Source organism: Urechidicola sp. KH5 (assembly GCF_054661455.1).
Window position 1 is genome coordinate 41620 of sequence record NZ_BAAFSW010000003.1, and the last position, 25651, is coordinate 67270.

Here is a 25651-nt window from a genome sequence, read left to right on the forward strand (position 1 = left end):
TATTAAGAATCTTTTTGCTGTTCATTGAATTTACGCATCAATTCTTTTTTGCGAGCAATTGCAGCCTCTTTATCTTTTCTAAGCTTGTTTTTCTTTCGAGTCATTAACTTAGAATGCTTTGCCTTATTTTTTGTATTTTTTTCTTTTCCCGCCTTTGGCATTTTAAAGGTTTTTCAAATAATTAGCAACACCATTTTCTTTGTTGCCATCGGTTACGATATCAGCAATATCAAGAACATTCTGAACTGCATTTCCTACAGCAACACCAACACCAACAGATTTTAGCATTTCAATATCGTTGTAATTATCACCAAAAGCAAGCACATTTTCTAGAGTTAATTTAGGGTAATGACTCGCCAACAAAGTTTCTATGGCTGTCTTTTTAGAGATAGATTTATGTGCTATTTCTAAATATGTATCCTTAGAGCGATATCCTATTAAAGTTTCAGAGAAGGTTGATTCAATAAAGTTTACAATGGCGTCTAATTCTAGTGCATCTCCCATCACCATTATTTTATGAGCTCCTTTGCCTTGTTCTTCCCACTGCTCAATAGTAATTTCAATATCTTGAATAGTTGGCTTCACTTTGGTATTATTGGACTCTCTATTCGCCCAAAAATCCATGGTTGGCACAAACCATTCGTTATTATGGTACAAGCTTAAATGCAGACTTGTTTGTTTTAGCTGCTCATATAAACTCTTTATTTCTGTAACCTCTATTTCGGTGCTTTCTATAACAGTACCATTATCTATGATCAAACCTCCATTGTATGCAATTAGCGGTAAGTGTAGGTTGTCAAACTCTTTTTGTAAATGAGTCATAGCTTTGGGCATTCTAGAAGAAATTAAAATAAATGGTATTTTTTTTAAACGTTTAACTTCAGCAATAGTTTCTGACGCCAACTCGCGATCTTTATTCAGTAATGTTCCATCAATATCAGAACATATAAGCTGTATACTCATATTAAAGATTTTTTTTGCAAAGGTAAAGTGTTCTAAAGTATTGTACTATTTCTTTATATAAAATGTATTTATTGTTTCGTCTTTTGTAGCAAATTGATCTGTATTTTTCTGAGAAAAAATTGAAACAATCCAAATTAAAACGAATATTGTAAATGGTATTCTTCTGATTATAAGTGTTTTGTTGAATCAGAATTTAAAGTAAATGTATCTATTTTAAATGATTTTTAAAATGATCACATTGAATTGCAATATTATTTAAGGATTAACATAATTATACCTCTTAAAATCAATTTATATTTTTCTTAGTAATCGATTCTTTTATCAAAGCGCAGTTTTTATTATGTGTAAGAGGCATTATTTAAAATCAACGATCATATCAAGAATGCTGATAGTGCATATTGTTTTTAATATGCTCTATGGCCGCTACCGTTGTTTTTTCAGAAACAATTTATAATACTGTTTCTATAGAATTAAATGTTGAAGGAATGTCTAAAACTGCTTGGGATTTAGAAATAGAAAAAGAATTTGAGTTTCAAGATGAATTCCATCAAACGAATGAACTTCAATTAAATAAAGAATCTGTCAACTTTCAACAGTCCATGTTTGAGATACGTTCCTCAAATCTAAAAGCCACAATTAGGATACAGTTACCTCCTCCAGAGAATTTAGTATAACCCCCAATTTGAACTATTGGTTTAGCCAAGGTGCCACTTTGTGTGTTTATTACTAATTTTTATTCAAATTAGTATGGTATTATTCGATTTCAAACATTTTAAAAATGATTTATTAGTTGGAATTACTGCAGGTATTGAAGTATTACCAATGGCACTTGCATTTGGTGTTAGTTCAGGTTTGGAGCCAAGTGCAGGATTGTACGGTACAATTTTTATTATTTATGGGTTTAAACGTATTACTAGCGCGATCCCCAGTTCTTTGATTGCCCTGTTCCTTGTGACAGGTATTGCAATTGGTTTTAATCTAGATTATAGACCTATTGAAGAAATTCCAAGTGGTATACCCTTAACTAATATGACCATTTTTACAGAATTTAATTTGGGAGCAATTTCTCCTTATATTTTTACTGTGTTAACGTTGGCACTATTAGGTGTAATAAATTCACTTTTAACCTCCGTTGTTGCAGATAATATGACCACAACCAAACATAAACCAAACCAAGAATTGATAGGCCAAGGTATAGGTAATAGTGTAGGAGCTATTTTTGGAGGAATACCTGGTGCAGGAGCAATAATTCGTACAGTCGTTAACATAAAAGTAGTTGGAAAAAACCGTTTGTCTGTTATAACTGCAGGAGTTTTACTATTAAAAATATTATTAGCATTAGGTCCTATTGCTTCTAAAATTACAGCAGCAGTTTTAGCTGGAATATTAGTTACAGTGGGCATTGGTGTAATGGATTATAAAGGTTTAAGAGCAATACCATATATGTCAAAACCAGAAGTAGCTATCATGCTAATTGCTTTGGTATTATCATCGGTTTAGAACTTGGTTTATGCTGTAGGAATTGGTTTAGTTATTTCCTCTTTGATGTTTATAAAGAAAATCGGTGATTTAACCGCAAAATGTTCTGAATTAGAGCTTGTTGTGGATAGGGGAGCCGATGATGATACATCAATTCCCAATAATTTAAAAAAGAATATTTATATAAAATATATAAAAGGACCGTTATTTTTTGGTTCTATAAGTGATATTCAAGAACTTGCAAATAAAATTCCTGACGAAGCTACCGATATTATAATTAGGAGTGGTCGAATGCAATATATGAACGAGTCTGGACTGTATTCTATGGAAGATTTAGTTCAATTATTAACACAGGAAGGGAAAAATTTATTTTTGATAGGAATGTTAGAGCAGTCTATGTATATGTAAGAACGTATAGACATTATAACGGATTTAATTCCAGAAAATCATATCTTCGAACACTTTGAAGATGCATTGATACAAATTAAAAAAGAACACTTAAAATAATAACAAATAAAATATGAAAGCACAAACTAAAGAAAGTCAAGATCAGTTAAACGCTGATATGGTAATTCAAATGTTAAAAGATGGGAACGAACGGTTTTTAGCTAACACTCCAATTAATAGAGATTTATTAGAGCAAGTGAATGATACAAGTGGTGGTCAATATCCATATGCTGCTGTATTGAGTTGTATTGATTCTCGCGTACCAGTAGAAACTGTTTTAGATCAAGGTATTGGAGATATTTTTAGTGCACGTGTTGCCGGAAATATAGTGAATGAAGATGTATTAGGTTCTATAGAATATGCATGTAAAGTAGCAGGTTCTAAGGCTATTGTAGTTTTAGGGCATTCAAAATGTGGAGCTGTAACTGCTGCTTGTAAAGGAGTCGAGTTAGGTAACATTACTGCCTTATTAAGTAAAATTCAACCTGCAGTAGAAGTTGTAAGACCTACAGTTGATGATTTTACACCAGAAGCAATTGAAACGGTGTCTGTAACAAACGTAAACCTCTCAATTGAAAATATGCGTAAAGACAGTCCAATTCTAGCAGAGATGGAAGCAAACGGAGAAATTAAAATTGTTGGTGCTATCTACCATGTAGAAAGCGGAAAAGTTACTTGGTTATAATTGTTTCCTATCATACCCTCTAAGCCCTAGTTAAATCTAGGGCTTTTTTGTTGTTTATAATTGTTAATTACTAATACAAGACTGTGTAAAGTACGTCGCAAATTGTACTATATTTATCCAACAAAAAAGCAGCTTTGATTAACTATACAAACTCTCAAATTCAATCAGAAAAACTATTGTCTTTATATAGACAATTATTAAAACCTCGAATGATTGAAGAAAAAATGTTGGTGCTTTTGCGCCAAGGTAAAATCTCAAAATGGTTTTCAGGTATCGGCCAAGAGGCAATTGCAGTTGGTGTTACAAATGCCATAAATAGCGATGAGTATATCTTGCCGATGCACCGAAATTTAGGAGTTTTTACTTCAAGAAATATCCCCTTAAATAGACTTTTTTCGCAATGGCAAGGTAAAACAAATGGTTTTACTAACGGACGAGATCGTTCATTTCATTTCGGAACACAAGAATATAATATTGTTGGAATGATTTCTCATTTAGGCCCGCAATTGGGTGTTGCTAACGGAATTGCATTGGGAAATCTTTTAAAGGAAAATGGAAACTTAACAGCAGTGTTTTCAGGTGAAGGAGGGACAAGCGAAGGCGATTTTCATGAAGCGCTTAACATTGCTTCTGTTTGGAATTTACCAGTGCTATTTTGCATTGAAAATAATGGCTATGGTTTATCTACACCTGTAAGTGAGCAATTTGCACATCAAGATATTGCAGCAAAAGGAGCGGGGTACACTATGGAAAGCCATATTATTGATGGCAATAATATTTTGGAAGTATATGCTAAAGTGAGCGCAATAGCAGCTGAAGTTAGAGAGCATCCAAGACCTATACTTCTGGAGTTTAAAACTTTTAGAATGCGGGGGCATGAAGAGGCGAGTGGCACCAAGTATGTACCCAAAGAATTGATGGAGCAATGGGCAGAAAAAGATCCAGTAGTAAATTTTGAAAGATTCCTTAAAAAACAGGGAGTTTTATCAGATGCACGAGATGAAAAAATTAGAGAAGAGATTTCAGAAGAAATAAAGGTTAATTTAGAATTGGCATTTAATGAACCCACCATCGAGGCTAATTTGAGCAAAGAATTAAGCGATGTTTATGCAGTTGATGAGATTCGTTTAGAATTACCAGTTAAAGAAACATCGGAGCGAAGATTTGTTGATGCAATTTCAGATGGTTTGGGTGCAGCTTTTGAAAAACATGATGACTTAGTTATTATGGGGCAAGATATTGCAGAATATGGTGGTGTATTTAAAATTACAGAAGGATTTGTAGACCGTTTCGGAAAAGAACGTATTAGAAACACTCCAATTTGTGAATCAGGTATTGTAGAGGTTGCTTATGGTTTGGCAGTTAATGGTATCAGAAGTATTGTAGAATTACAATTTGCCGATTTTGTTTCTTCTGGTTTTAATCCAGTAGTAAATTTATTAGCAAAATCTCATTATCGATGGGGGCAAACTGCTAATTTAGTGTTGCGTATGCCATGTGGTGGTCAAGTTGGTGCTGGACCTTTTCATAGTCAAACAAATGAAGCTTGGTTTACCAAAACTCCTGGTTTAAAAGTGGTATATCCTGCTTTTCCAGAAGATGCTAAAGGTTTATTATTGACCGCAATAGAAGATCCGAACCCTGTACTGTTCTTTGAACATAAGGCCTTGTATAGATCAGTAAGGCAAGAGGTGCCAGTAAATACCTATCATATACCTTTTGGTAAAGCAGCAACAGTTGTTAATGGTAAGAAAGCTAGTATTATTACGTATGGTTTAGGCGTACATTGGGCATTGGAAATCCAAAAGAAAACGAATACAGACATAGATATTATTGATCTAAGAACCTTACAGCCATTAGATAAAGAAACTATTATTACTTCTGTAAAGAAAACAGGTCGTGCATTGGTTTTACAAGAAGATTCCTTATTTGGAGGGGTAGCATCAGATATTGCAGCCTTAATAAATGAGCAATGTTTTGAATTTTTAGATGCACCAGTAATGCGTTGTGCAAGTTTAGATACACCAATTCCCTTCGCAAGCGATTTAGAAAAGCAGTATTTAGCTAAAAATAGATTAGAAGAAACGTTGAATAAATTATTAGCATACTAAATGAGCTATCTTGACATCATTGCGTCGTTTGAATTAACACCATTAAAATGGTTAGCAATTTATACAGCCATATTTATTTTGGGAATGGGTAAGGCCGGTATTAAAGGTTTTGGAGTAATCATAGTAGTCATATTAGCCTTTGTTTTTGGAGAAAAGGCTTCAACTGGTATTTTGCTTCCTATGTTAATATCAGCAGATATTTTAGCGGTTATTTATTATAAGCGTCATGTTAGGTGGCCTATTGTATTTAAGTTAATACCATGGATGATGATTGGTGTTTTAGTAGGTGTGTGGGTAGGAAATGATATTTCTGAATTTATTTTTAAGAAGTTAATGGCAGTTATTATTATTGTTTCTGTGGGTATCATGTTGATATTTGAACGACGCTCAAAACCCATTGTTCCAACAAATAAGGTATTTGGTAGTAGTATGGGTTTTCTAGCTGGTTTTACTACCATGATAGGCAATTTGGCAGGACCCATTGCAAATATTTATTTTTTGGCTATAAGATTTCCAAAGAATGAATTTATAGGTACTGCTGCATGGTTGTTTTTCATCATCAATGTGTTTAAAGTTCCCTTTCATATTTATGTTTGGGAGACTATAGATTATGAGACTTTTGTATTAAACACGACTTTAATTCCTGGTGTTGTTGCAGGATTTTTTACAGGAGTTACAATTGTTAAGAGAATTACCGATAGTGGTTATCGAAAATTTATTTTAGTAGTGACTATTTTGGCTGGATTGGTCTTATTATTTAGATCATAAAAAAGCCGCATAAAGCGGCTTCTATTATTTTATATATCCTTTGCCTGTGGCCCGTTTAGCGTACCAAACTAAAAATAATGCTACAAGCGGAATACTTATAAGCATAGAATAGTCGGAGGCGCCGTAATAGACTCTTCCTTCATTTGCAAAAAGATTAAATCCTGTTTGAGCCAATACTGCAATTAAGCCTATTTGAAAAAGAAGGTTGGTAACTTTTTTTCGTAATAGCATAGTAATGCATCCTAGAGTAGAGCCAAAAACAGCAACAGCAAATAGGGCAGTGTACCAAGTTGGCAGATTAGCTATTATCTCTAATTGTTCCTCAGAATATTGAGAACGAAAAGCCTCTGTATTATAGGCTTGTTGTAGATAGGCATTTACACCCATGGCATTCCAAAGAAGTGCTACAATTCCGATAATCCAGAATCCAACAGTTGGTTTTGAGGTAGTGGTCATTTTATAGAAAGTTTAAGTTATTGATGATTTCAAGTTAATAAAAAAAATACAAGTGATTTTTGATGGGGATGTTGAATCTGTTATTTTCACATTCCAATTGAATCCAATTTATGTACCTAAGAATAGAGAATATTTCAGCCAAAAACTTTATCGGAAAATCTATGTATGCTTCGTTGAGTGAAGTAACTATTCCACAACTTTGGGCTTCTTTTATGCCCTATCATAGGTTGATAACCAATGCTGTTTCAAATGATTTTTTTGCAATTCAACAATATGATTCACCTACCGCTTTTCATAACTTCACTCCACAAACAAAGTATACGCATTGGGCGGCGAAAGAGGTTTGTACTGTTGAAGAAATTCCTTCAGGCATGGAAGAATTAGAAATACTAGGAGGCACGTATGCTGTATTTTTGCATAAAGGTACTCCCTCTGAAATTTCGAATACCATGTTCTATATTTTTACCAAATGGTTACCTGCATCGGCATATGTTTTAGATGGTACAAGAGAACATTTTCAAGTCATGGGTGAGAAATACAAGAACAATCATCCAGATTCTGAGGAGGAAGTTTGGATTCCAATCATTAAGAAATAGTTAAATAAGTTAGTCTTCAGAGAGTATCGATTGTTATGTGATTATATTATCGTATTTTTGCGATGATAAAATAATTAATAGATAATGTTCCAAACAATTAAAGACACAATTTCACATTTAGATGTTGCTAAAGTCAGTAACGAAAGAAAGGAAGTATTGCAACCGTTGGTAAATTATATTCAAGAAAAAAAGAATAATAATGTACCAATTGATATTAACTTTATTTGTACACATAATTCGCGAAGAAGTCATTTATCTCAAGTTTGGGCGCAAGTTATGGCTGCACATTTTAATATAAAGGGTGTTACCTGTTATTCTGGAGGAACAGAAGCAACTGCTTTATTTCCGAAGGTTGCGGAAACCTTGAGTAAGCAAGGATTTGAAATTGCAGCGTTAAGTGAGCTAGAGAATCCAGTTTATGCCATTAAGTATGCCGAAAACGCGCATCCAATTATTGGATTTTCTAAGCGATATGACAATGCATTTAATCCGACCTCAAAATTCGCTGCAATAATGACCTGCTCGCAAGCAGACGGAGGTTGTCCTTTTGTAGCTGGTTGTGATAAGCGTATTGCAATTACTTTTGAAGATCCGAAGGTATCTGATGGTACTCCTCAACAGAGCAAAGTGTATTTAGAGCGCAGTGTTCAGATAGCTACTGAGTTATATTTTGTATTTTCACAAGTAAAGTAAACAGATATGAGCGCTAAAAAGAAACTTAGTTTTTTAGATAGTTATTTAACATTGTGGATTTTCTTAGCTATGGCCATAGGTGTTGGTGTTGGTTATTTTGTACCATCTTTTCCTGAGTTAATAGATAGTATGAGTAGTGGCACTACGAATATTCCGATTGCAATTGGATTAATTTTAATGATGTATCCACCTTTAGCAAAAGTTGATTATGCCTTACTACCAAAAGTTTTTAAAAATGTTAAGATACTTTCTATCTCATTAATTCTCAACTGGATTATTGGTCCGGTATTGATGTTTATTCTAGCAGTTGTTTTCCTTCAAGATTATCCAGAATACATGGTTGGTTTGATTTTAATAGGATTAGCCAGATGTATTGCTATGGTGCTTGTTTGGAATGATTTGGCCGAAGGTAGTGCAGAATATGGAGCAGGATTGGTGGCGTTAAATAGTATTTTTCAGGTTTTTGCTTATAGTTTTTACGCTTGGTTGTTTATTACCAAATTACCTCCAATGCTTGGTTTTGAAGGAGCCATTGTAGATATATCTATTGCTACAATTGCAGAAAGTGTTGCTATTTATTTAGGAATTCCTTTTTTATTAGGTTTGTTGAGTAGATTGATTTTGGTACCATTAAAAGGAGGAGAATGGTATACCAAGAAGTTTATTCCAACAATTTCGCCTTTAACACTAATAGCCTTATTATTTACTATTATAGTAATGTTCTCTTTAAAAGGAGAATTGATAGTTGAAATTCCAAAAGATGTAGTAATCATTGCAATTCCATTGCTAGTGTATTTTACTGTTATGTTCATAATTGGATTTTTCTTTTCCAAGGCAATGGGGGCAGACTACGATAAAAATGCCGCAATTTCTTTTACTGCCGCAGGTAATAATTTTGAATTAGCTATTGCAGTAGCTATTGCTGTATTTGGTTTAAATAGCGGGCAAGCCTTTGCAGGAGTGATAGGTCCCTTAGTAGAAGTACCGGCGTTAATACTACTTGTTAGGGTTGCTTTTTGGCTTAAAAAGAAATACTACTAAAAAAATATTAGAAAATAGAAGAGGCCAGCACAATTGTGTTGGCTTTTTGTTTTGCAAATTATTGGTTATATTTAATCTATAATTAACCAAACATTTATAAATCGTTGTGGGAGAGATTCGTAAACATACACCTGAAGATATAGATGCACTTATGAATGTTTGGGAAACAGCTTCTGTACAGGCACATTCTTTTTTAAAAGCAGACTTTGTTGTATTGGTTCGAGAAGAAATGAGAGTGCGATATTTACCAAATTCAGAAACTTGGGTATATGAAGATAATGGAGACATTGTTGGATTTATTAGTATGGTAAATAATGAAATCGCAGGACTTTTTATCTTGCCATCTGCTCAAAGAAAAGGAATTGGTATGCAGTTAGCAGACCATGTTGTAAAATTACATAACGAATTGGAGGTGGAGGTTTTTGAAAAAAATGAAATAGGCAGAGATTTCTACAATAAATATGGTTTTCAGTTAATGTTTACCTATCATCATAAACAAAGTGATGAAACTGTATTGCGTTTAAAATTTTCTAAATGAAAAAGAAACTTAAGTTATTGGAGATAATAATCATGATTGATAGGAACCATTTCAGTAGATTTTACTTTATACCTTACATCTTCTACATAATCTAATTTTTTCATGCGTTGTACCTCAATTGATAGAAAATCAAATTCTTCTACAACTTTACCATATAGTGCGTAAACACCTTTCCCTCTAAAAGGATAGCGTTTAGCTACTGGAGGAAAATGTACCGTGTCAATCCAATTACCTTCAGCATCTATAAACGTACCAAAATACATACGTTTTTCATTATGAGTACGTGTGTTTTTAACTGTAACTAAATAACCGTAAAGGCTAATATATTTGTTTTTAAACCGTGGTATATCTTTAGCTAATAAAGGTTGTTTTGATGGATTCTTAAGTAAATGAAACGGCGGAGTTAATGGAAATCCCAAGAGTTCAATTTCATCAAAAGTATTTTCTAGAGTATCTACTGGTAACTCTGGAATTTTAAATGTTTTTTTGGGAGGAGTGAATAAGAGCTTCTGTATGGTTGCACTATTTTTATTGAGTTTTAAATGCGCTTGCCAAAGTAAATTTCGTTTGCTAATACCTGTGTGTCTAAAGGCATTTATTCGTATCAACACATCTAAATGTTCAATGCCAATAGTAATACGCTCCATAAAATCATCTAAATCCTTAAAAATTCCATCTACAGTTCTATTCTGAACAATCTGTCGTATGAGTTTGCGCTCTAATCCATGCAAAAAATGAAAACCTAAATAGATGTCATTTCCTTTTATAATAGTTTCATGCTTACTTATATTTATATGTGGTGGATGTATAGTGCCTCCACGCATACGTGCTTCATGTAAGTAGAATTCTGGTCTGTAAAATCCGCCGCCATTGTTTATGGTAGCTACCATATATTCTAGTGGATAATAGCATTTTAAATACAAACTTTGATAGCTTTCTACGGCATAACTCGCAGAGTGTCCTTTAGCAAAGGCGTAGCCAGCAAAGCTTTCTATTTGTCGCCATATCTCTAAGACTTCTTTTGAGTCGTATCCTTTTGTATGACAGTTGTTGAAAAACTTGTCTTTTACTTTTTGAAACTCTGAACGCGATCTAAATTTACCGCTCATTCCTCTGCGTAATACATCAGCTTCACCTAAATCTAGTCCAGCAAAGTAATGAGCAACTTTAATTACATCTTCTTGATATACCATAACTCCATAGGTGTCTTTCATAAGATCCCATAGAGCAGGATGTGCCTGTTTTCTACGTTCAGGGTTTTTATGACGAAGTATATATTCACGCATCATACCACTTTTAGCAACTCCAGGTCTGATGATAGAACTTGCAGCAACAAGCCCTAAATAGGTGTTTACTTCGAGTTTTTTTAATAACATACGCATTGCTGGCGATTCTACGTAAAAACAACCTATACATTGTGCTTTACTTACCATAGTATTGATGCGACTGTCGTGAATAAAAGTTTTTACATTATGAATGTCAACTAGTTTAGCGGTAGGTTGATTGTATTTAACAATTGCAACAGCTTCTTTAATTTTTCCAAGCCCTCGTTGCCCTAAGATGTCGTATTTATACAAACCTACATCTTCTGCAATAACCATATCAAATTGTGTAGTTGGGAAACCTTTGGGAGGTAAATTAGTTGCCGAAAAGTAATGAATGGGCTTTTCAGCAATTAGAATTCCACCTGCATGAATGCTTAGGTGATTCGGAATTCCGTACATATAATAAGCATATCGATGTGTGAGTTGCGACAGGAGGTCTAACTTTTTATAATCAAATTTACCATTGCTCAGTACATCAATTTCATGTTTTGGAAGTCCGAATACCTTGCCAATCTCTCGTACGGCACCACTGTACCTAAAAGTATTATATGTGGCTAATAGTGCAACTTGCCCTTGTTGCCCAAACCGTTCAAAAATATAGCGTGTTACATCTTCGCGATCTCTCCAAGAAAAGTCAATATCAAAATCTGGTGGATTGGCTCGATATAAGTTCATAAAACGCTCGAAATACAAATCTAAATCTATCGGGTCTACATCTGTAATTTCGAGTAAGTATGCTACAATACTATTTGCCCCACTGCCACGGCCAACGTGGTAATATCCATTTTGTTTAGCGTATTGTATGATATCCCAATTGATAAGAAAAAAAGGAACAAAACCCATTTGCTCGATGAGTTGCAACTCTTTTTTTAATCGCGATATAATGGCAGGTGTTGTCTTGGTATAGCGGTATGTCAATCCTTTTTTACAGAGTTTTTTTAGCAGCTTTGTGTCTTCTTTTGGATTGCCTGTATAGGTTTGCTTGTTTTGTGGTTTTCTTTCATTTGAAAAGTTAAAATAAATACCACATTTAGCAATGAGTTGTTCTGTGTTTTGCACAATAAACTCATGGTCTTTAAAATGAGTGGTAAGTATGTTTCTAGCTGGCATTATTTCATCTGGATTGGCCTGTTCAGATATTGGTAATTTACTCAGCAGCATATTATTGTCTATGGCTCTGAGAATGCGGTGTAGGTTAAAATCGCGTTTGTTTCTAAAGGTTACAGGTTGTAGTACAACAAGTTTCTCTGTACAGTTCTTGTAGTTTGTAAACTGAAGTTTAGAAAGTTCTTGCCACTGTATACCAATAAACTCATGAGTTTTAAAGTTTTTTTTTTGAAGTTGTTGTATTTTTTTAAACGGATAGATAACAAATACATTTTTAAAATCCGGAGCTATTTGTGGTATTTCACTTTTCTCATGACTGTACTTAGATAAGAACTGATTGAGTTCAAAAAAGCCTTCATTGTTTTTGGCAATACCAACAAACTCTTGTTGAGTACCATTTCTAAAATCAATTCCAATAATAGGAGCAATGCCGTAGCTGGGTGCTAAACGAATAAAATTTAAGCAAGCAGAGGTATTGTTAATATCTGTGAGTACAAGTTTTTTATAGTCTAAAGCTTGTGCTTGTTTGAGCAATTCTTTTTCAGAAAAAGTGCCATATCTCAAAGAATAGTATGTGTGATTGTTTAGCAGCATAGCTATTATTACTGAGTTCTATGTGCTAATACAATAGGAGGTTCTCCATTAAAAGGATTACCATCATTACCAATGCTTCTAGCACCTAGAGTGCTTGCGCGCATAACAGTTCTTCCACCAAATCGATTCCGAATAGTATCTATCGCCTGATATAAATTGGCAGTTTTACTAGTATCTTCAAATAGAGATATTTGATAGCTACCTCCAGTTAAATGACTAAAACGCACACCAACTAATCGAATTAAAAGACGTTTGTTGTACAGGCTGTGAAATAGCTCTAAGGTTTTTGGAATTAATATGTGATCTGCAGATGTATACGGAATTTTAGTTTGTTTGGTGTAGGTGTTAAAATCAGAATAGCGGATTTTTACTGTAATGCACGATGTTACTTTATTACCCCTACGCAATTGGTATGCTAAATTCTCAGCCATTGCAGAAAGACTGGTTTTTAGCTTTGTCATATCGGTAGTATCACTCCCAAAAGTTCGTTCGTTAGAAATAGATTTACGTTCGTGGTAAGCAATTATGGGACTATTATCTATGCCATTGGCTTTTTTCCACATTACAATGCCATTTTTGCCAAATACATTTTCCATTACCTCCATTGGTATTTGCTGTATGTTATACACTTGTTTCATACCAAGGTTGCATAGTCTTTGAAACGTTTTGTCTCCAATCATTGGAATTTTCTTTACAGATAACGGCGCTAAAAATGGCTTTTCAAGGCCAATATCTATTTTAATTTGATTGTTGGGTTTGGCCTCATTGGTAGCAACTTTAGAAACAGTTTTATTTACAGACATACCAAAAGAAATTGGAAGTCCCGTTTCTTTGGTGACGATGTGTCGTAATTCTGAGGCGTATTTGTAAGCTCCAAAAAACTGATCCATACCGGTTAAGTCTGCATAAAACTCATCAACACTCGCTTTTTCAAGTAATGGTACGCGTTCTTTTAAAATTTCTGTCACCATTTTTGAGAACTTTGTATACGTGCCTGCATTGCCCTTAATTATAATTGCTTCAGGACATAAAATACGTGCCATTTTCATGGGCATTCCCGAATGTACACCAAACGGGCGCGCCTCGTAACTAGCAGCAGAAACAACACCTCGATCTCCTGTGCCGCCCACTAGAATAGGCTTTCCATTGAGTCTGCTGTCAAGTAAGCGCTCACATGACACAAAAAAAGTGTCGAGGTCCATATGTAAAATGTTTCTTATCACAGTACAAAATTACAATATAAAAAGGAATTATTCCAATAATTTGGAATATATCCAAAAAAATACTATCTTTGAAATATGGATACAACTATTGAGGCTAAACGTTTTAAGCAAGTACGCGAGCAATTAAATTTAACACAAGTTGCATTTGGAGAGCAATTGGGATTGTCGTTTTCAACTGCAGATATCGAACGCGGTAAAACTCGCATTTCTGGAAATGTTACTATGCGTTTGCTTAGAGATTTTAATATTAATCCGCTTTGGTTATTTGGAGAGAGTACTAAAATGTATTTAAATCCAAATCAAATTTCTGTAATGCCAAAAGCCATTACTGTAGATCAAGATGGGCATGAAAACATTTTAATGGTCAATGAAAAAGCAGCCGCTGGTTATGGCCAAAATATTGGGGATGCTGAATACATGAATAGTTTACCTGCATTTGGATTTCCATTACCAGAATATCGCAATGCATCTTTTAGAGGCTTTCAAATTACAGGAGATAGTATGATACCTTTGGTAAATGCTGGAGATTGGGTGTTGGCAAAGGCTGTAGATTCATATGATGCGGTGGTAAACCACCAAGTGTATGTGGTAGTAGAAGAAGAGAGTATACGTTTAAAAAAGGTGGTAAAGTCTCTAGGGAACCAAGTAGAATTAATTTCTTTAAACCCTGAATATCCACCAGTAAAAATAAATGCTACAGGTATTCTAGAGCTTTGGGAATACCATTCAAAAATTAGTTTTGGAGCCAACTTAATTCAAGGCTTAACCTTACAAACATTGTATGACGAAATAAATGCAATTAAGTTAAAGTTGGAGTAGTGCTAACGCTTAGAGATTTTATTATTGGAAATTGTGTTTTGACGCGAACATTTAAACCGCCCTTTAACAAAAGCTCTTTTGGCACTGTGTTTTGTAGCACGCCCTTGAACACGTTTACGCCATCGTTTAAAACTCTTTGGTTTTAGTTGTTTTCGCATTAATTCAATTACAGATTGCTCTTTTAATCCAAATTGAAATTCAATAGCGTCAAATGTTGTGCGATCTTCCCAAGCCATTTCTATTATTCGGTCAATGGTTCTATCTGTCATATAATTGATTTACAACCTTATTTTTGAAATATAACATTTTATGAACAAAGCTTTTGTTTTCTTCGTAGTTTTTGTTTTTTCTAATTTTGATAAAATGACCATCTGCATGTATGCTAAAAAATACATCACTAAATACCACAAGTTTATAGTAAGGAATAATCCAAGCATATCGTTCCAGCCTATTTGTAAAATGAACGAGTATCCCGTTTGGACGCAGTTCTAGATTGGCGTAGTTAAGTTCTGAAAATTGGATTTGCTGAGGGCGTAATTTTTCACTTAACTCCTGTATTATAAATCTCCCAGAACCAACACCATTCATCATAATTTTTTGAATTAGCGAAAATCGTTTTCCCAAGAGTTCATTTGAGAGCTCTTGAAATTCTTCATTGTGATATGTTGTATTAAAAATCATCAGTTATTTTTTAGCATTCGACCTCTATTTTTTATGGTATGTTTTTTTAGGATTCGGATATTTTCTTTTTTCACATCAGGATCTTTTTTAAAGTTCCATAATATCGTAAGAGCCTTTTTTCTATTATCGTTTATATCTACAATGGGTAATGGGTAATCTTCTCCCAAAATACAATTGTTGAATTTTTGATCTAAGGCAGTCATTAAATATGGTTCGTGTACAAATGCAATTGGTAAATGAGCAATTTCCGGAACCCATTTTTTTATAAAAATTACATCAGGATCATGATCTTTTCCATTTTTAATAGGATTGTATATTCTTAAATTATTGATTCCAGTTTCACCTGCTTGCATTTGTAGTTGGGGAAAGTGAATACCAGGCTCAAAGTCTAAAAAGTTTCTTGATAAATGGTGTGTAGCTGCTTGCCAAGGTTGCCACAAAATATGGGTAAAAAATGATATGAGCATTGCGCGCATTCTAAAATTAATATACCCAGTTTCGATAAGACAACGCATGGCTGCATCGACCAGTGGAAAACCGGTTTTACCTTGTTCCCAAGCATGTTTATAAGTTTCAGAAATTATTTTTTTGAGTTTATGAAATCCTTTATTAACACTAGCGCTTTCCATAGTATGCTCCATTTCGAATTTTTGAATGAAATGTGCTTGCCAACGCAATCTTGAAATAAATGCATTGATGTTACGTTTACTTAAAGCATATGTTTTTACATGCTGCGCTTTTTGAAATACTTCTCTTATCGAAACATTTCCCCATGCGATATAAGGTGAAAGTCTGCTACAGCTTTTTCTGGAAGCTTCCGGCTTACTTATATGATACATATAATTCAAATGACGTTTCTCAAAAAATGAATTGGCGTACTCCCAAGCCTTGGTGGTGCCACCTGATTGCATGTGTTTCACAGGTTGAGTATACAGTTTCACTTCATTAAAAAACTGAATCATTTCCTTGATTTCTGTATTGCTAACAAAACTGTCGCTAGCAGGATTAAAATCCAATTGTGTTTGGTACATATAGTCTTCCCATTTTTCAAACCAATCTTCTCGGTTAAGCAAACCTCTTAAAACCCCGTTATTTATACTTTCATTCCATGTGATACCATTGTTTCTACAATACCGCTTGAAAGACTTATCTCTATTATATGTAATTAGTAAACCTGTTTCTTGATGAGAAAAAACTTTTGTAATCTGATAATGATTAAAAAGTTGATTGTATACAGCTTGAATTTCGCCTTTTACAGCCAAAACTCGAGTATTAAGTGGAGCCAACCTCGTGTTAATATCATCTATTGATTGTTTAATGAAGTTCCAATGACGTTGATCATAATGCGGATCTTGTAACAAGATATTTTCAAAGACATATATAAGTAAAACACGATTACCAGAATTTAAAGCATTGTAAATCGCCTCATTATCATTAAGTCTTAAATCGCGTTTTAACCAAACAACACTAATATTTTCTTTTTTTTTCATAACATAAAAAAGACAAATTCTAAAGTCAAGTTGTTAATTTTATTGGTCTTTGGTACTCATAACGCTCATGCATTTGTGGCACTGTGTAAGCGTCAAGTCCATTTATAGCTGTAATTTGTTGAGAAGGTAAATCTAAAAAACCATCACTTTTTAACATTTTCGGAACTACTTTAAAAAATTCAATTTGACCAACTATCAAAATGGTTCCGTTCGCTCGAATAGGGTACTCTTCCAGATATTTCATAGCAATTTGAACAGGAGATTGCAAAACAAAAGGAGCATAGAATCCATTTATGTATTTTGGAGTTAAATTGGTAACCTCAAATTCAGAAATTTCTTTGTGATATTTTGCAGACGTATGATGAGCTTGTTTTGTCATTGACTTTGTTATATGATTAATTGTATAACAGCCTGTGCTCTTCAAATTTTCATAGGTGTTTCTTGGCACAGTTGCAGGCCTCAAAATGAATCCGAGTAATGGAGGATTTGAACCTAAATGTACTACAGAACTAAATACAGCGACATTTTCAATACCTTGTTTGGATTTTGTACCTATTAAATTAGAGGACTTGAAACCCGAAAGACTATTCATTAGGTTAATACGATAAATCTTACCAAATTGATCAATATCTTTTTGTGTTATAATCATATTAATACTGGGTGAAATTATTGATTTTAATAGAGGTGGCCTTTAAATCGTGCATTAAATTATACAAACCAAAGAATGTTCGATTAATGTATATGAAATGTTTTGACCCTCTATTACCATTCATATTCTTAATGTCACTGCTTTTGGCATATTTTGTTCCTAAGGCAGTAATTTGACTAAAAAAATCTTCATTAGAAAAATCAAATTCTTCAGAGTGAAATGGTTGTGTAAATAAGCTCAACATTTCATGAAACAAAGACATGAAAAATGATTTTTCCTGGGCAGAATCATCGTACCTTAGAATTTCTAATTCATATAACTTACTTTCAAAAAAGTCGAGATTATTTATGTGTTCTTTTTTTGCCAACTCAAAATAAGGTTTGTAAAATGAGTTAGGTATCTGCTTCATGCATCCAAAGTCGATTACTATTAATTCATTTTTCTTTGAAATTAACAAATTGCCAGGGTGCGGATCGGCATGAACTTTTCTTAGTACATGCATTTGATACATATAAAAATCCCAAAGGGCTTGACCAATTTTATTTGCAACTTTTTCATCTTTATTTTTAGCAGTAAATTCAGACAAATGAATGCCTTCCATCCAGTCCATTGTGATTATTCGGTCTGATGAAAGACTTTGATAGTATGAAGGAAATCTAAGGTTGGGAATATGTTTACATGCACTTACAACATCTTCACTTTGCGATACCTCTAAGACATAATTGGTTTCTTCAATTAGCTTGTCTTCCACTTCTTTAAAGTACTTGTCGCTATCTTTACCTTTTATATTAAGCATCTTAATAGCTATAGGTTTTACCAAAGCAAGATCTGAACTAATACTTTCTGCAACTCCTGGATATTGAATTTTAACGGCATATTTTTTACCATTTTTCCGTGCCAAGTGTACTTGACCTATACTCGCACCACTTATGGCATTTAAATCAAATGAATCGAAAAGATTTTCTGGATATTCATTAAAATATTTCTTAAATGTTTTTCGAACTAATGGAGGAGAGAGAGGTGGCACAGAAAATTGTGCTAATGAAAATTGCTCGACATAGGCCTGTGGCAGTATACCTTTTTCCATGCTAAGCATTTGTGCTACTTTAAGAGCACTTCCTTTCAGTTGTTTTAAACTGTTGTAAATATCTTCAGCATTATCTTTATTCAGTTGTTCTTTTGCCTCTTCTTCGCTACTCACCAATTTATTACCATAATACTTTAGGTAATTAACGCCTACTTTGGCACCTGTTTGCACTAATTTTGATGCTCGCTGAATTTTCGAGGTTGGAATATTATCTATCGTCTTCATGTGTGCATCATTTTTTCTTTGAACAAAAATTTCCCAAAATCTAGCACACTTTTCACTGGTGCAATGTCTATAATGTCAAAACTAGCATTTACAGATTTTTCTATAAAAACATCAGTCTTTTCAAACCCTTTTGAATTATCGTCAATCCAGAATTTTATAGTAACAAGTAGTTGTGCCCAAGCTCCTTCATGTAAAGCTCTATTTTGAATTTTCTCTAATTGCGCTTGCTTTAAATCTAAAGTTTCAATGTTCAAATCTTCTATGAACTCATGAAAATGTTTTCGCAATCCTGTTAAAGATTTAAGTGTTTTGAGTTTGTTGCTGTTGGAACTGAGGGCATAAATAACATAGCTTCTGTTAGCAGTTAGTATTTCAAAGAAGGTGAAATAAAAACTTAATAATTTGTTACGAGCATCAAAATGTTCGAATTCTTCACTTTTATGAAGAAGGGTAGTTGTGTTAGTGAAAAATGTCGTAAAAATACTGTTACTAACTGCTTCGAATGAGGCATAATGTTTATAGAACAACGCCTCTTCAAAATTGTTTTGTTTACAAAAGCTAAAAACGCTTTTTGGTGCTTCATTGTACTCTAATACATAATCCATATACATTTGGATTATATCTTTCTCTTGGATGTTCTTTTTTTTGGCCATTGCTATCTTTTTGGATGTTATACGATGTTATAGTCGTATCAAAGATAAAAAAATGTCTAAGAAATATGTATTAAAACTTAGACAAAAAATTAAATTGATTCTATTCCTATGATATTTAAGTAAATATGAAATTGAATCATAGTTGAAAAACTAACCTATTTCACACCTTTATGGTGTTTTTCTGTGAAGTATAAATCAAAGTACCACGATTCCTCAATTTCTCATAAACACCTGGTGTATTTATTGTCAAGAGGTTTATTATATGTTTTTGGAGTACTATGAATAATTACCAGTTTTTATCACCCAAATATCAAACGATATTCAGGAAAAGGTAGCATATTCTCTAGTCCAATTGATGGAATTCAAGAAATGAATGGAGTTGCGGTTTTAATTGCTGTTTGAATTTCAATTTTGGTGGGGCTGATAGTTATATTTATTCTTAATCGAATTTATGACAAGCATCCTATTGTTGTTGGTTTTGAATTTTATGAAGATCGAGAAAAATTACTTCAGCTACTAAGAATCTAGATCGTAATATTTTGAATCGGAAACAACTTTCTTTAAAAGAAATAGCATAAATCGAAAAAGAAAAGAAAGACGGTTTAAGTAAGAATAAATTTCAATCCGTAGAATTTATAGATGATTTAAAAGAAATAAGGATTTTATTTCTAAATCATACTGTGTGGGATGGTGTGAACCAATCAGATTTAGAAAAAGATTTGGTAACGATAAAAAGAATTATGAAATCTTAAAATTACTTTCCGATACAGAAGTTAGAAAAGATATTACCAAGTAAATCATCTGTAGTAACTTGACCAGTTATCTCACCTAAATGAAATAGCGCTTGACGAATATCTATTGCCAGTAAATCTGAGCTAATACCTAAATCCATACCGTTTTCAACTTCCTTAATTGCAGCTAGCGCATTGGTTAGTGCTTCAAAATGTCTGTTATTACTAACGATGGTTTGATTGTTGCTTAAAGCTCCAACGTTTACCAAATTGGTCAGTTCATTTATGAGCGAATCGATTCCTACTTTATTTTTGGCAGATAGACCAAAAGAATCTTCAATTCTATTCAGAATAAATTGTCCTTCTTTTTCTGAAATGAGGTCAATTTTATTTATGATGGTGATGATTCGTTTGTTTTGATATTTGTCTTGTAATTCTAATGTATCATTTTGTACTTGTTCAAGAACTTCGTTATTGCCAGCAAGATTTTCTGCATTCAATAATAGAATTACCAATTGCGCTTGTTCAATTTTTTCAAATGTTTTTTGAATCCCAATATTTTCAACAACATCTTGAGTGTCTCTAATACCTGCTGTATCTATAAACCTAAAAGTAACTCCATTAATTGCAATTTCATCTTCAATAGCATCGCGTGTAGTTCCAGCAATATCAGAAACTATGGCCTTTTCTTCATTTAATAAAGCATTTAATAAGGTAGATTTACCAACGTTGGGCTCTCCAACTATGGCCACCGGTATCCCATTTTTGAATACGTTGCCTAAAGCAAACGAATCGATTAAGCTTTTAAGCATTGAAGAAAGTTTGTCTATAAGCGCTCTAAATTGATTTCTATCTGCAAACTCAACATCTTCTCCAGAAAAATCTAATTCTAATTCAATTAGGCTTGCAAAATTGAGTAATTGCTCACGTAATAGAGCAATTTCATTTGAAAAGCCACCACGCATTTGCTGTAAAGCTATTTGGTGCGATGCCTTTGAATCTGAGGCGATTAAATCTGCAACAGCCTCTGCTTGTGATAGATCCATTTTACCATTGGTAAATGCACGTAAAGTAAATTCACCATTTGTTGCAGTTCTACAGCCATTTCTTAAAAACAGCTGCATTATTTCTTGTTGAATGTATATAGAGCCATGACAATTAATTTCAACAACATCTTCACCGGTGTATGAATGCGGGTTTTTAAAAACAGACACCAATACTTCATCTATAATTCGTTTGCCATCTACAATTGCTCCTAAATGTAACGTATGTGACTTCACTTTTGTCAAGTCTTTTTTCTTGTTTTTAGATTGAAAAAAGGAGTTGACAATTGATATGGACTCAGGTCCGGAAAGACGAATAATGGCTACCGCACCAATGCCTGATGGAGTAGCTGAAGCAATAATAGTATCTGCGTGAATCATACTACAAATATAAAGAGTATTGAATTGAAAAGTTAATTCTTATCAATGTCAATACATCTAAAAAAAACCCCCCTCAAATTTTTGAGGGGGGTTTTTAGTTTCTATAGTTTCACTATTTTTCTTGAAATAGTTTTTTTGTCTTGTACGGAAGTTAATTGTAAAATATAGAGCCCTTGGGTTAATTCTTGAATCTCCTTAGAGAGAATTAGCTGGTTAGATTCTAATTGTACATTTTTATTTAAAACTTTTCCACCATTCATATTTACAATTGAAATATTAAATTTTGAATTCAAATATGCGGTTGGAAATGTTAAAATTAAATCATCTTTAAATGGGTTAGGATACAGGTTTAAATCGGTTAAATTTTCTAGATCGATATTCAATACAGATTGTGCTATACCATCGCAATCTTCGTCAATAGCATTTCCTTGAATTTCAGTTGCTCCTGGGTTAATTCCATTTACACTATCGTTACAATCATTATTATTGCTTACATATCCAGCAGGTTGAGCACATGAAACAGGAATTGAAAATCGATCTCCATAACCATCTAAGTCTGTATCAGGATACCAATTAACACCTGGATTATTTGTCGCTTGTGAATCATCGCAATCAGAAAGTGGTAAAACTGTTTGAGTATAACCTGGTCCTGGACTTGAGCAACTAAATACTTTCTCTACTGCAAAATTATCTCCATCTGCATCTAAATACCATGCAGAAACAGCACTTTGTATATCAGCTTGAGATAATGCGGTGTCATAAACTGCCACAGCATCCATTTTTCCATCAAAAAATGCAGTTCCACCATTATTAAATGCATCGTTACCAAATTTTGCACCTATACCACCATTGTTCTCATTGCTTGCAACGGTTGCACTCATAAGCCAAGATCCTGAAAGTATTCTCATTTCAGCGCCATCAATATATAATGTTTGAGAAGGAACGGAACCATCATAAACAAGGGCCACATGATGCCAATCACCATCTACAGGAAATGGTACATGCAAGCTGTTTGATTTAGAACCATCTTCAACAATAGATTCTAACATTTGACCAGATAACCTAATAGCAATACCTGAGTTTTGATCTCCTTCTTCATAGATGTTTTGAATACTATTAAGAGCATTAGGTTTAATCCAAGCTGTTACGGTTCTTGCATTTAATACTTCATTCATAAATGCATCGCCATCTCCACCTGTTGCATATCTTACACCCCTTGTGCCATCTAAAACTAAACTACTACTACCATCTTTATAATCTGTACTATCATAGGTTAGGGCGTCACCACTTCCATTTAATGCATTATTGTTATTTGACGAAGAATCATTCGCATTGCCGTTAAAATTCCAGTTTGCCTCAAATCCTGTAAAAGAAGAACAATTATCTGTTGTGTTGGTTAGAACTGATTCAAAACAATTCATTTGCTCAATTTCGTCTAGGGTTAAAGCTCTGTCATAAATTGCAAAGGCATCCATTAATCCAGTAAAATAGTTATGCTCTCCAATAGAACTGTTGGCTCCAAAAGCATCTGATCCAAAGACCCCTCCTAAACCTCCAGCATTTCCGTGTTGTGGTATTTTTGTGAGCAAATTAGTATTTAAATCTGCAGATGCGATTTTTGAGGCATCAATATAAATTGCCAATTCTGTGCTACCATTAAATACCAAGGCTACGTGGTGCCATTCACCATCATTTGGGAAAGCTCCTGAAATCGAAGCATTAATTTCTCCTCCAGCATCAGTTGTTGCAGTAGCTTCAATTTGATTTCCATTCAGCCTTAAGGCTAATCCTTTCACTAGACTTCCTTCTTCAAATATGGTTTGTAAACCAATAAGGCTTGATGGTTTTATCCAAGCTGCTATACTTCTTTCAGTAAAAGAATTGAACATTAAAGTTCCATTTCCATCAATGGCAACTTCATCTTTATCACTATATCTAATTTTTAAATTATTAAAACTGGCTGATCTATCTCCTTCTTTACGATCGGTATCCGATGCAAATGATCCATTAATTGCAATAGCATTGAATTCATTAATAAATGCATCATCTGTGTTATTATTACTATCAAAATCCCAATAGGCTAAATAACCATGAACAGCTTGACATCCTTCCATAGAATTTGCAGCACCGCTACCATCAGAAGCATCAATTACAAATGGTAATGAACTTGGTTGTCCATCTTCTCTTCTTCTAGGAAGTGGAGCGTTGGTATCTGTTAAATGTGTAATAAGATCTTTGCTCATTTCTGAAGCTATTGCCAAAATTGACGCACTTGGTGTTCCAGAAAGTAAATTAGTATCTTCTCCAATATCAATGGCTGTATTAGAGCTAGAATCAAACAAATGATATAATTCATAAGGATCGATGCCATTATCAAATTCTGATTCGTAGTTGTAAATTAACTTATAATGATTGTCACCAATAATTTTTCTTACAACACTTACAGGTCTTTGTTCTCTTTTAGAGTCTATTAAGTATCCTGGATGGTGCCAAAACAATGTTTCTCTTGTCATTGCGGTCCCTTGTGTCAACATTTGCCATTGACTTACACCATCTATATCGTAATTACTCGGAAGGCTACCACCAGCGGCTTCTACAAAGGTAGGGTATAGGTCAAATGCTTGCAGCGGTGTATAATCTATTTCTCCTGCACCTCCAGCATTTCTCAATAATCCATTTGTAGGGTCAGACCAAGCAAAGGTTACGGAGCGTATACCGCCTTCATAGTACTCTCCTTTCATACCTTTTAAAGGGAATTGTGGGTTCCTTTTTTCAGCATCTCCATTATCTGAGATAAAGTAAATAATTGTATTTTCAGAAAGTTTTTGACCAGGATTTCTTGGGTCATCAGTAGCACTAAGGAAATCAACCAATCTTCCAATGGCTTGATCCATGCCTTCGGCAATAGCTGCCTGATACTCTCTCTTATCATGATCCATTGGATCTGGAGTGGCTAAATTAGCCTTCTTATCTTCGTATTTTTTTCTTAAATCAAATCGTGCATCTTCAGGATTTTTAAATGGCCCGTGTATTGCATAATTGCTGAAGTGCATAAAAAATGGTTTGTGTACGTTAGACCCTATAAAATCTATAGCAGCATCAGTCATGGCATCGGAAACGTGTTTTGGTTTGCCTGTAAGTGTGTAATCTGGATTGGAATGATCTATAGATAATAAAATAGACTCAGCTTCTGTGTAAGGATCTGCATAAGCATCTAAAATTGGCCCAACGTTATCAGAAAATTCCCAAACGCCTGCAGCAACTTCTGATGCCAAATAATCACCAGGTCCACCATGGGTACCACCACCATAATTATAATCAAAACCTTGTTTTAAAGGAGAGTTATTAGAAAAGTTTACCTCTTCATGTTCACCCATATGATATTTGCCAAAATGGGCCGTTGTATAACCAGCAGCTTGCATGCTTTCCGCAATCGTTATAGCGCTAGAAGGTATTTCATCAATCTCATTATTTGAGGCTAATCCCATTACCGGACCGACTAATTCAGAGTTAGAAGTATCGTTACCTCTGTTTAAATAATAAACTGTAAAGACATTGTTATGTGGCCTCGCTGCATACTGTCCGCTTAAAAGAGCTGCTCTTGTTGGAGCACAATTAGCTCCATTAACATAACCATTAGGAAAAGCAATGCCTTCTGCTGCGAGTTGATCTATTCTTGGTGTTTCAAAAAAGGTACTGCCATAATTATTACTATCTACATTAGTAGTTATATTACTGCTAACTTGATTCCAACCCATATCATCAGCTATAATAATAATAACATTAGGTTCAGATTGCGAGTAAGTTAGGGTTATACAAGAGCTTATGAGTAAAACAAATAAAGTAATTTTTTGCTTCATGATAGA

General features: G+C 33.9%; 22 protein-coding genes and 1 pseudogene. 10 read left to right on the forward strand and 13 right to left on the reverse strand.

Annotation, left to right across the window (positions count from 1 at the left end; translation table 11 throughout):
- Window positions 1-2: 2 nt before the first annotated feature.
- Both ACYQ5R_RS08705 and ACYQ5R_RS08710 read right to left on the reverse strand, forming a co-directional pair.
- Entirely contained in the window at window positions 3-161 is a 159-nt protein-coding gene (locus ACYQ5R_RS08705; RefSeq protein WP_460190548.1) for a hypothetical protein, read from the reverse strand.
- Between the two features lies 1 nt (window position 162).
- Complete coding sequence (locus ACYQ5R_RS08710) at window positions 163-963, reverse strand: Cof-type HAD-IIB family hydrolase (RefSeq protein WP_460190549.1); 801 nt, start codon at window positions 961-963, stop codon at window positions 163-165.
- 416 nt (window positions 964-1379) lie between these two features.
- On the opposite strand from ACYQ5R_RS08710, the gene ACYQ5R_RS08715 reads away from it, so the two are divergent.
- From ACYQ5R_RS08715 to ACYQ5R_RS08735, 5 genes and pseudogenes are all read left to right on the forward strand, one after another.
- Window positions 1380-1637 carry a hypothetical protein gene (locus ACYQ5R_RS08715; RefSeq protein WP_460190550.1) on the forward strand — a complete coding sequence of 86 codons (258 nt, stop codon included), beginning with the start codon at window positions 1380-1382 and terminating at the stop codon, window positions 1635-1637.
- Between the two features lie 73 nt (window positions 1638-1710).
- A pseudogene (locus ACYQ5R_RS08720) lies at window positions 1711-2949 on the forward strand (SulP family inorganic anion transporter).
- A 13-nt stretch (window positions 2950-2962) separates the two neighbouring features.
- On the forward strand, window positions 2963-3574 hold the full coding sequence (locus tag ACYQ5R_RS08725) for a carbonic anhydrase family protein (protein ID WP_460190551.1): 612 nt from the start codon (window positions 2963-2965) through the stop codon (window positions 3572-3574).
- 137 nt (window positions 3575-3711) lie between these two features.
- Window positions 3712-5685 carry an alpha-ketoacid dehydrogenase subunit alpha/beta gene (locus ACYQ5R_RS08730; RefSeq protein WP_460190996.1) on the forward strand — a complete coding sequence of 658 codons (1974 nt, stop codon included), beginning with the start codon at window positions 3712-3714 and terminating at the stop codon, window positions 5683-5685.
- Window positions 5686-6453 carry a sulfite exporter TauE/SafE family protein gene (locus tag ACYQ5R_RS08735; protein WP_460190552.1) on the forward strand — a complete coding sequence of 256 codons (768 nt, stop codon included), beginning with the start codon at window positions 5686-5688 and terminating at the stop codon, window positions 6451-6453.
- A gap of 24 nt (window positions 6454-6477) precedes the next feature.
- On the opposite strand, the gene ACYQ5R_RS08740 is transcribed toward ACYQ5R_RS08735, so the two are convergent.
- Window positions 6478-6909: a hypothetical protein gene (locus tag ACYQ5R_RS08740; RefSeq protein WP_460190553.1), complete on the reverse strand. Its 432-nt coding sequence runs from the start codon at window positions 6907-6909 to the stop codon at window positions 6478-6480.
- A 110-nt stretch (window positions 6910-7019) separates the two neighbouring features.
- Here ACYQ5R_RS08740 and ACYQ5R_RS08745 point away from each other — a divergent pair, with 110 nt between their 5' ends.
- The 4 genes from ACYQ5R_RS08745 (at window position 7020) to ACYQ5R_RS08760 (ending at window position 9777) form a co-directional block, all read left to right on the forward strand.
- Window positions 7020-7505, forward strand: coding sequence for a GyrI-like domain-containing protein (locus ACYQ5R_RS08745; RefSeq protein WP_460190554.1), 486 nt, complete (start codon window positions 7020-7022; stop codon window positions 7503-7505).
- A gap of 84 nt (window positions 7506-7589) precedes the next feature.
- Window positions 7590-8198: an arsenate-mycothiol transferase ArsC gene (locus ACYQ5R_RS08750; RefSeq protein ID WP_460190555.1), complete on the forward strand. Its 609-nt coding sequence runs from the start codon at window positions 7590-7592 to the stop codon at window positions 8196-8198.
- Window positions 8199-8204: 6 nt separating this feature from the next.
- The gene (gene arsB / locus ACYQ5R_RS08755) at window positions 8205-9239 is read left to right on the forward strand and encodes an ACR3 family arsenite efflux transporter (protein ID WP_460190556.1); all 1035 of its coding nucleotides are present in this window, start codon (window positions 8205-8207) and stop codon (window positions 9237-9239) included.
- Window positions 9240-9345: 106 nt separating this feature from the next.
- Complete coding sequence (locus ACYQ5R_RS08760) at window positions 9346-9777, forward strand: GNAT family N-acetyltransferase (protein WP_460190557.1); 432 nt, start codon at window positions 9346-9348, stop codon at window positions 9775-9777.
- Window positions 9778-9791: 14 nt separating this feature from the next.
- Here ACYQ5R_RS08760 and ACYQ5R_RS08765 read toward each other — a convergent pair whose 3' ends face one another.
- Complete coding sequence (locus ACYQ5R_RS08765) at window positions 9792-12803, reverse strand: DNA polymerase III subunit alpha (protein ID WP_460190558.1); 3012 nt, start codon at window positions 12801-12803, stop codon at window positions 9792-9794.
- An 8-nt stretch (window positions 12804-12811) separates the two neighbouring features.
- On the reverse strand, window positions 12812-14026 hold the full coding sequence (dinB, locus tag ACYQ5R_RS08770) for a DNA polymerase IV (RefSeq protein ID WP_460190559.1): 1215 nt from the start codon (window positions 14024-14026) through the stop codon (window positions 12812-12814).
- A gap of 75 nt (window positions 14027-14101) precedes the next feature.
- Between dinB and ACYQ5R_RS08775 the strand changes: the two genes are divergently transcribed.
- Window positions 14102-14845, forward strand: coding sequence for an XRE family transcriptional regulator (locus tag ACYQ5R_RS08775; protein WP_460190560.1), 744 nt, complete (start codon window positions 14102-14104; stop codon window positions 14843-14845).
- 2 nt (window positions 14846-14847) lie between these two features.
- Here the strand turns inward: ACYQ5R_RS08775 and ACYQ5R_RS08780 are convergent, their stop codons facing one another.
- The 8 genes from ACYQ5R_RS08780 to ACYQ5R_RS08815 all read right to left on the reverse strand — a co-directional run bounded on the left by ACYQ5R_RS08780 (window position 14848) and on the right by ACYQ5R_RS08815 (window position 25645).
- Window positions 14848-15114 carry a TIGR03643 family protein gene (locus ACYQ5R_RS08780; protein WP_460190561.1) on the reverse strand — a complete coding sequence of 89 codons (267 nt, stop codon included), beginning with the start codon at window positions 15112-15114 and terminating at the stop codon, window positions 14848-14850.
- Complete coding sequence (locus ACYQ5R_RS08785) at window positions 15104-15526, reverse strand: hypothetical protein (protein WP_460190562.1); 423 nt, start codon at window positions 15524-15526, stop codon at window positions 15104-15106. The genes ACYQ5R_RS08780 and ACYQ5R_RS08785 overlap by 11 nt, the downstream gene beginning before the upstream one ends.
- Window positions 15526-17016 (reverse strand): cryptochrome/deoxyribodipyrimidine photo-lyase family protein, encoded by a 1491-nt coding sequence (locus ACYQ5R_RS08790; protein ID WP_460190563.1) that lies wholly within the window; start codon window positions 17014-17016, stop codon window positions 15526-15528. Before ACYQ5R_RS08790 ends, ACYQ5R_RS08785 begins: the two co-directional genes overlap by 1 nt.
- A 25-nt stretch (window positions 17017-17041) precedes the next feature.
- Window positions 17042-17665, reverse strand: a complete 624-nt coding sequence (locus tag ACYQ5R_RS08795) for a flavin reductase family protein (RefSeq protein ID WP_460190564.1) — start codon at window positions 17663-17665, stop codon at window positions 17042-17044.
- Window position 17666: 1 nt separating this feature from the next.
- Window positions 17667-18977: an ABC1 kinase family protein gene (locus tag ACYQ5R_RS08800; protein ID WP_460190565.1), complete on the reverse strand. Its 1311-nt coding sequence runs from the start codon at window positions 18975-18977 to the stop codon at window positions 17667-17669.
- A complete protein-coding gene (locus ACYQ5R_RS08805; RefSeq protein WP_460190566.1) occupies window positions 18974-19630 on the reverse strand; it encodes a TetR family transcriptional regulator C-terminal domain-containing protein in 657 nt (218 codons plus the stop codon). Before ACYQ5R_RS08805 ends, ACYQ5R_RS08800 begins: the two co-directional genes overlap by 4 nt.
- 754 nt (window positions 19631-20384) lie before the next feature.
- Complete coding sequence (gene mnmE / locus ACYQ5R_RS08810) at window positions 20385-21785, reverse strand: tRNA uridine-5-carboxymethylaminomethyl(34) synthesis GTPase MnmE (protein ID WP_460190567.1); 1401 nt, start codon at window positions 21783-21785, stop codon at window positions 20385-20387.
- 101 nt (window positions 21786-21886) lie between these two features.
- Window positions 21887-25645: a LamG-like jellyroll fold domain-containing protein gene (locus ACYQ5R_RS08815; protein WP_460190568.1), complete on the reverse strand. Its 3759-nt coding sequence runs from the start codon at window positions 25643-25645 to the stop codon at window positions 21887-21889.
- Window positions 25646-25651 lie beyond the last annotated feature (6 nt).

Bases quoted from the DNA above. Each gene is read 5' to 3' on its own strand.
- mnmE (WP_460190567.1), bottom strand. From the start codon at position 21,785: ATGATTCACGCAGATACTATTATTGCTTCAGCTACTCCATCAGGCATT.
- ACYQ5R_RS08765 (WP_460190558.1), bottom strand. From the start codon at position 12,803: ATGCTGCTAAACAATCACACATACTATTCTTTGAGATATGGCACTTTT.
- ACYQ5R_RS08735 (WP_460190552.1), top strand. From the start codon at position 5,686: ATGAGCTATCTTGACATCATTGCGTCGTTTGAATTAACACCATTAAAA.
- arsB (WP_460190556.1), top strand. From the start codon at position 8,205: ATGAGCGCTAAAAAGAAACTTAGTTTTTTAGATAGTTATTTAACATTG.
- ACYQ5R_RS08800 (WP_460190565.1), bottom strand. From the start codon at position 18,977: ATGAAGACGATAGATAATATTCCAACCTCGAAAATTCAGCGAGCATCA.
- ACYQ5R_RS08775 (WP_460190560.1), top strand. From the start codon at position 14,102: ATGGATACAACTATTGAGGCTAAACGTTTTAAGCAAGTACGCGAGCAA.
- ACYQ5R_RS08805 (WP_460190566.1), bottom strand. From the start codon at position 19,630: ATGGCCAAAAAAAAGAACATCCAAGAGAAAGATATAATCCAAATGTAT.
- ACYQ5R_RS08715 (WP_460190550.1), top strand. From the start codon at position 1,380: ATGGCCGCTACCGTTGTTTTTTCAGAAACAATTTATAATACTGTTTCT.
- ACYQ5R_RS08790 (WP_460190563.1), bottom strand. From the start codon at position 17,016: ATGAAAAAAAAAGAAAATATTAGTGTTGTTTGGTTAAAACGCGATTTA.
- ACYQ5R_RS08710 (WP_460190549.1), bottom strand. From the start codon at position 963: ATGAGTATACAGCTTATATGTTCTGATATTGATGGAACATTACTGAAT.
- ACYQ5R_RS08745 (WP_460190554.1), top strand. From the start codon at position 7,020: ATGTACCTAAGAATAGAGAATATTTCAGCCAAAAACTTTATCGGAAAA.
- ACYQ5R_RS08740 (WP_460190553.1), bottom strand. From the start codon at position 6,909: ATGACCACTACCTCAAAACCAACTGTTGGATTCTGGATTATCGGAATT.
- ACYQ5R_RS08750 (WP_460190555.1), top strand. From the start codon at position 7,590: ATGTTCCAAACAATTAAAGACACAATTTCACATTTAGATGTTGCTAAA.
- ACYQ5R_RS08705 (WP_460190548.1), bottom strand. From the start codon at position 161: ATGCCAAAGGCGGGAAAAGAAAAAAATACAAAAAATAAGGCAAAGCAT.
- ACYQ5R_RS08780 (WP_460190561.1), bottom strand. From the start codon at position 15,114: ATGACAGATAGAACCATTGACCGAATAATAGAAATGGCTTGGGAAGAT.
- ACYQ5R_RS08725 (WP_460190551.1), top strand. From the start codon at position 2,963: ATGAAAGCACAAACTAAAGAAAGTCAAGATCAGTTAAACGCTGATATG.
- ACYQ5R_RS08785 (WP_460190562.1), bottom strand. From the start codon at position 15,526: ATGATTTTTAATACAACATATCACAATGAAGAATTTCAAGAGCTCTCA.
- ACYQ5R_RS08795 (WP_460190564.1), bottom strand. From the start codon at position 17,665: ATGATTATAACACAAAAAGATATTGATCAATTTGGTAAGATTTATCGT.
- ACYQ5R_RS08815 (WP_460190568.1), bottom strand. From the start codon at position 25,645: ATGAAGCAAAAAATTACTTTATTTGTTTTACTCATAAGCTCTTGTATA.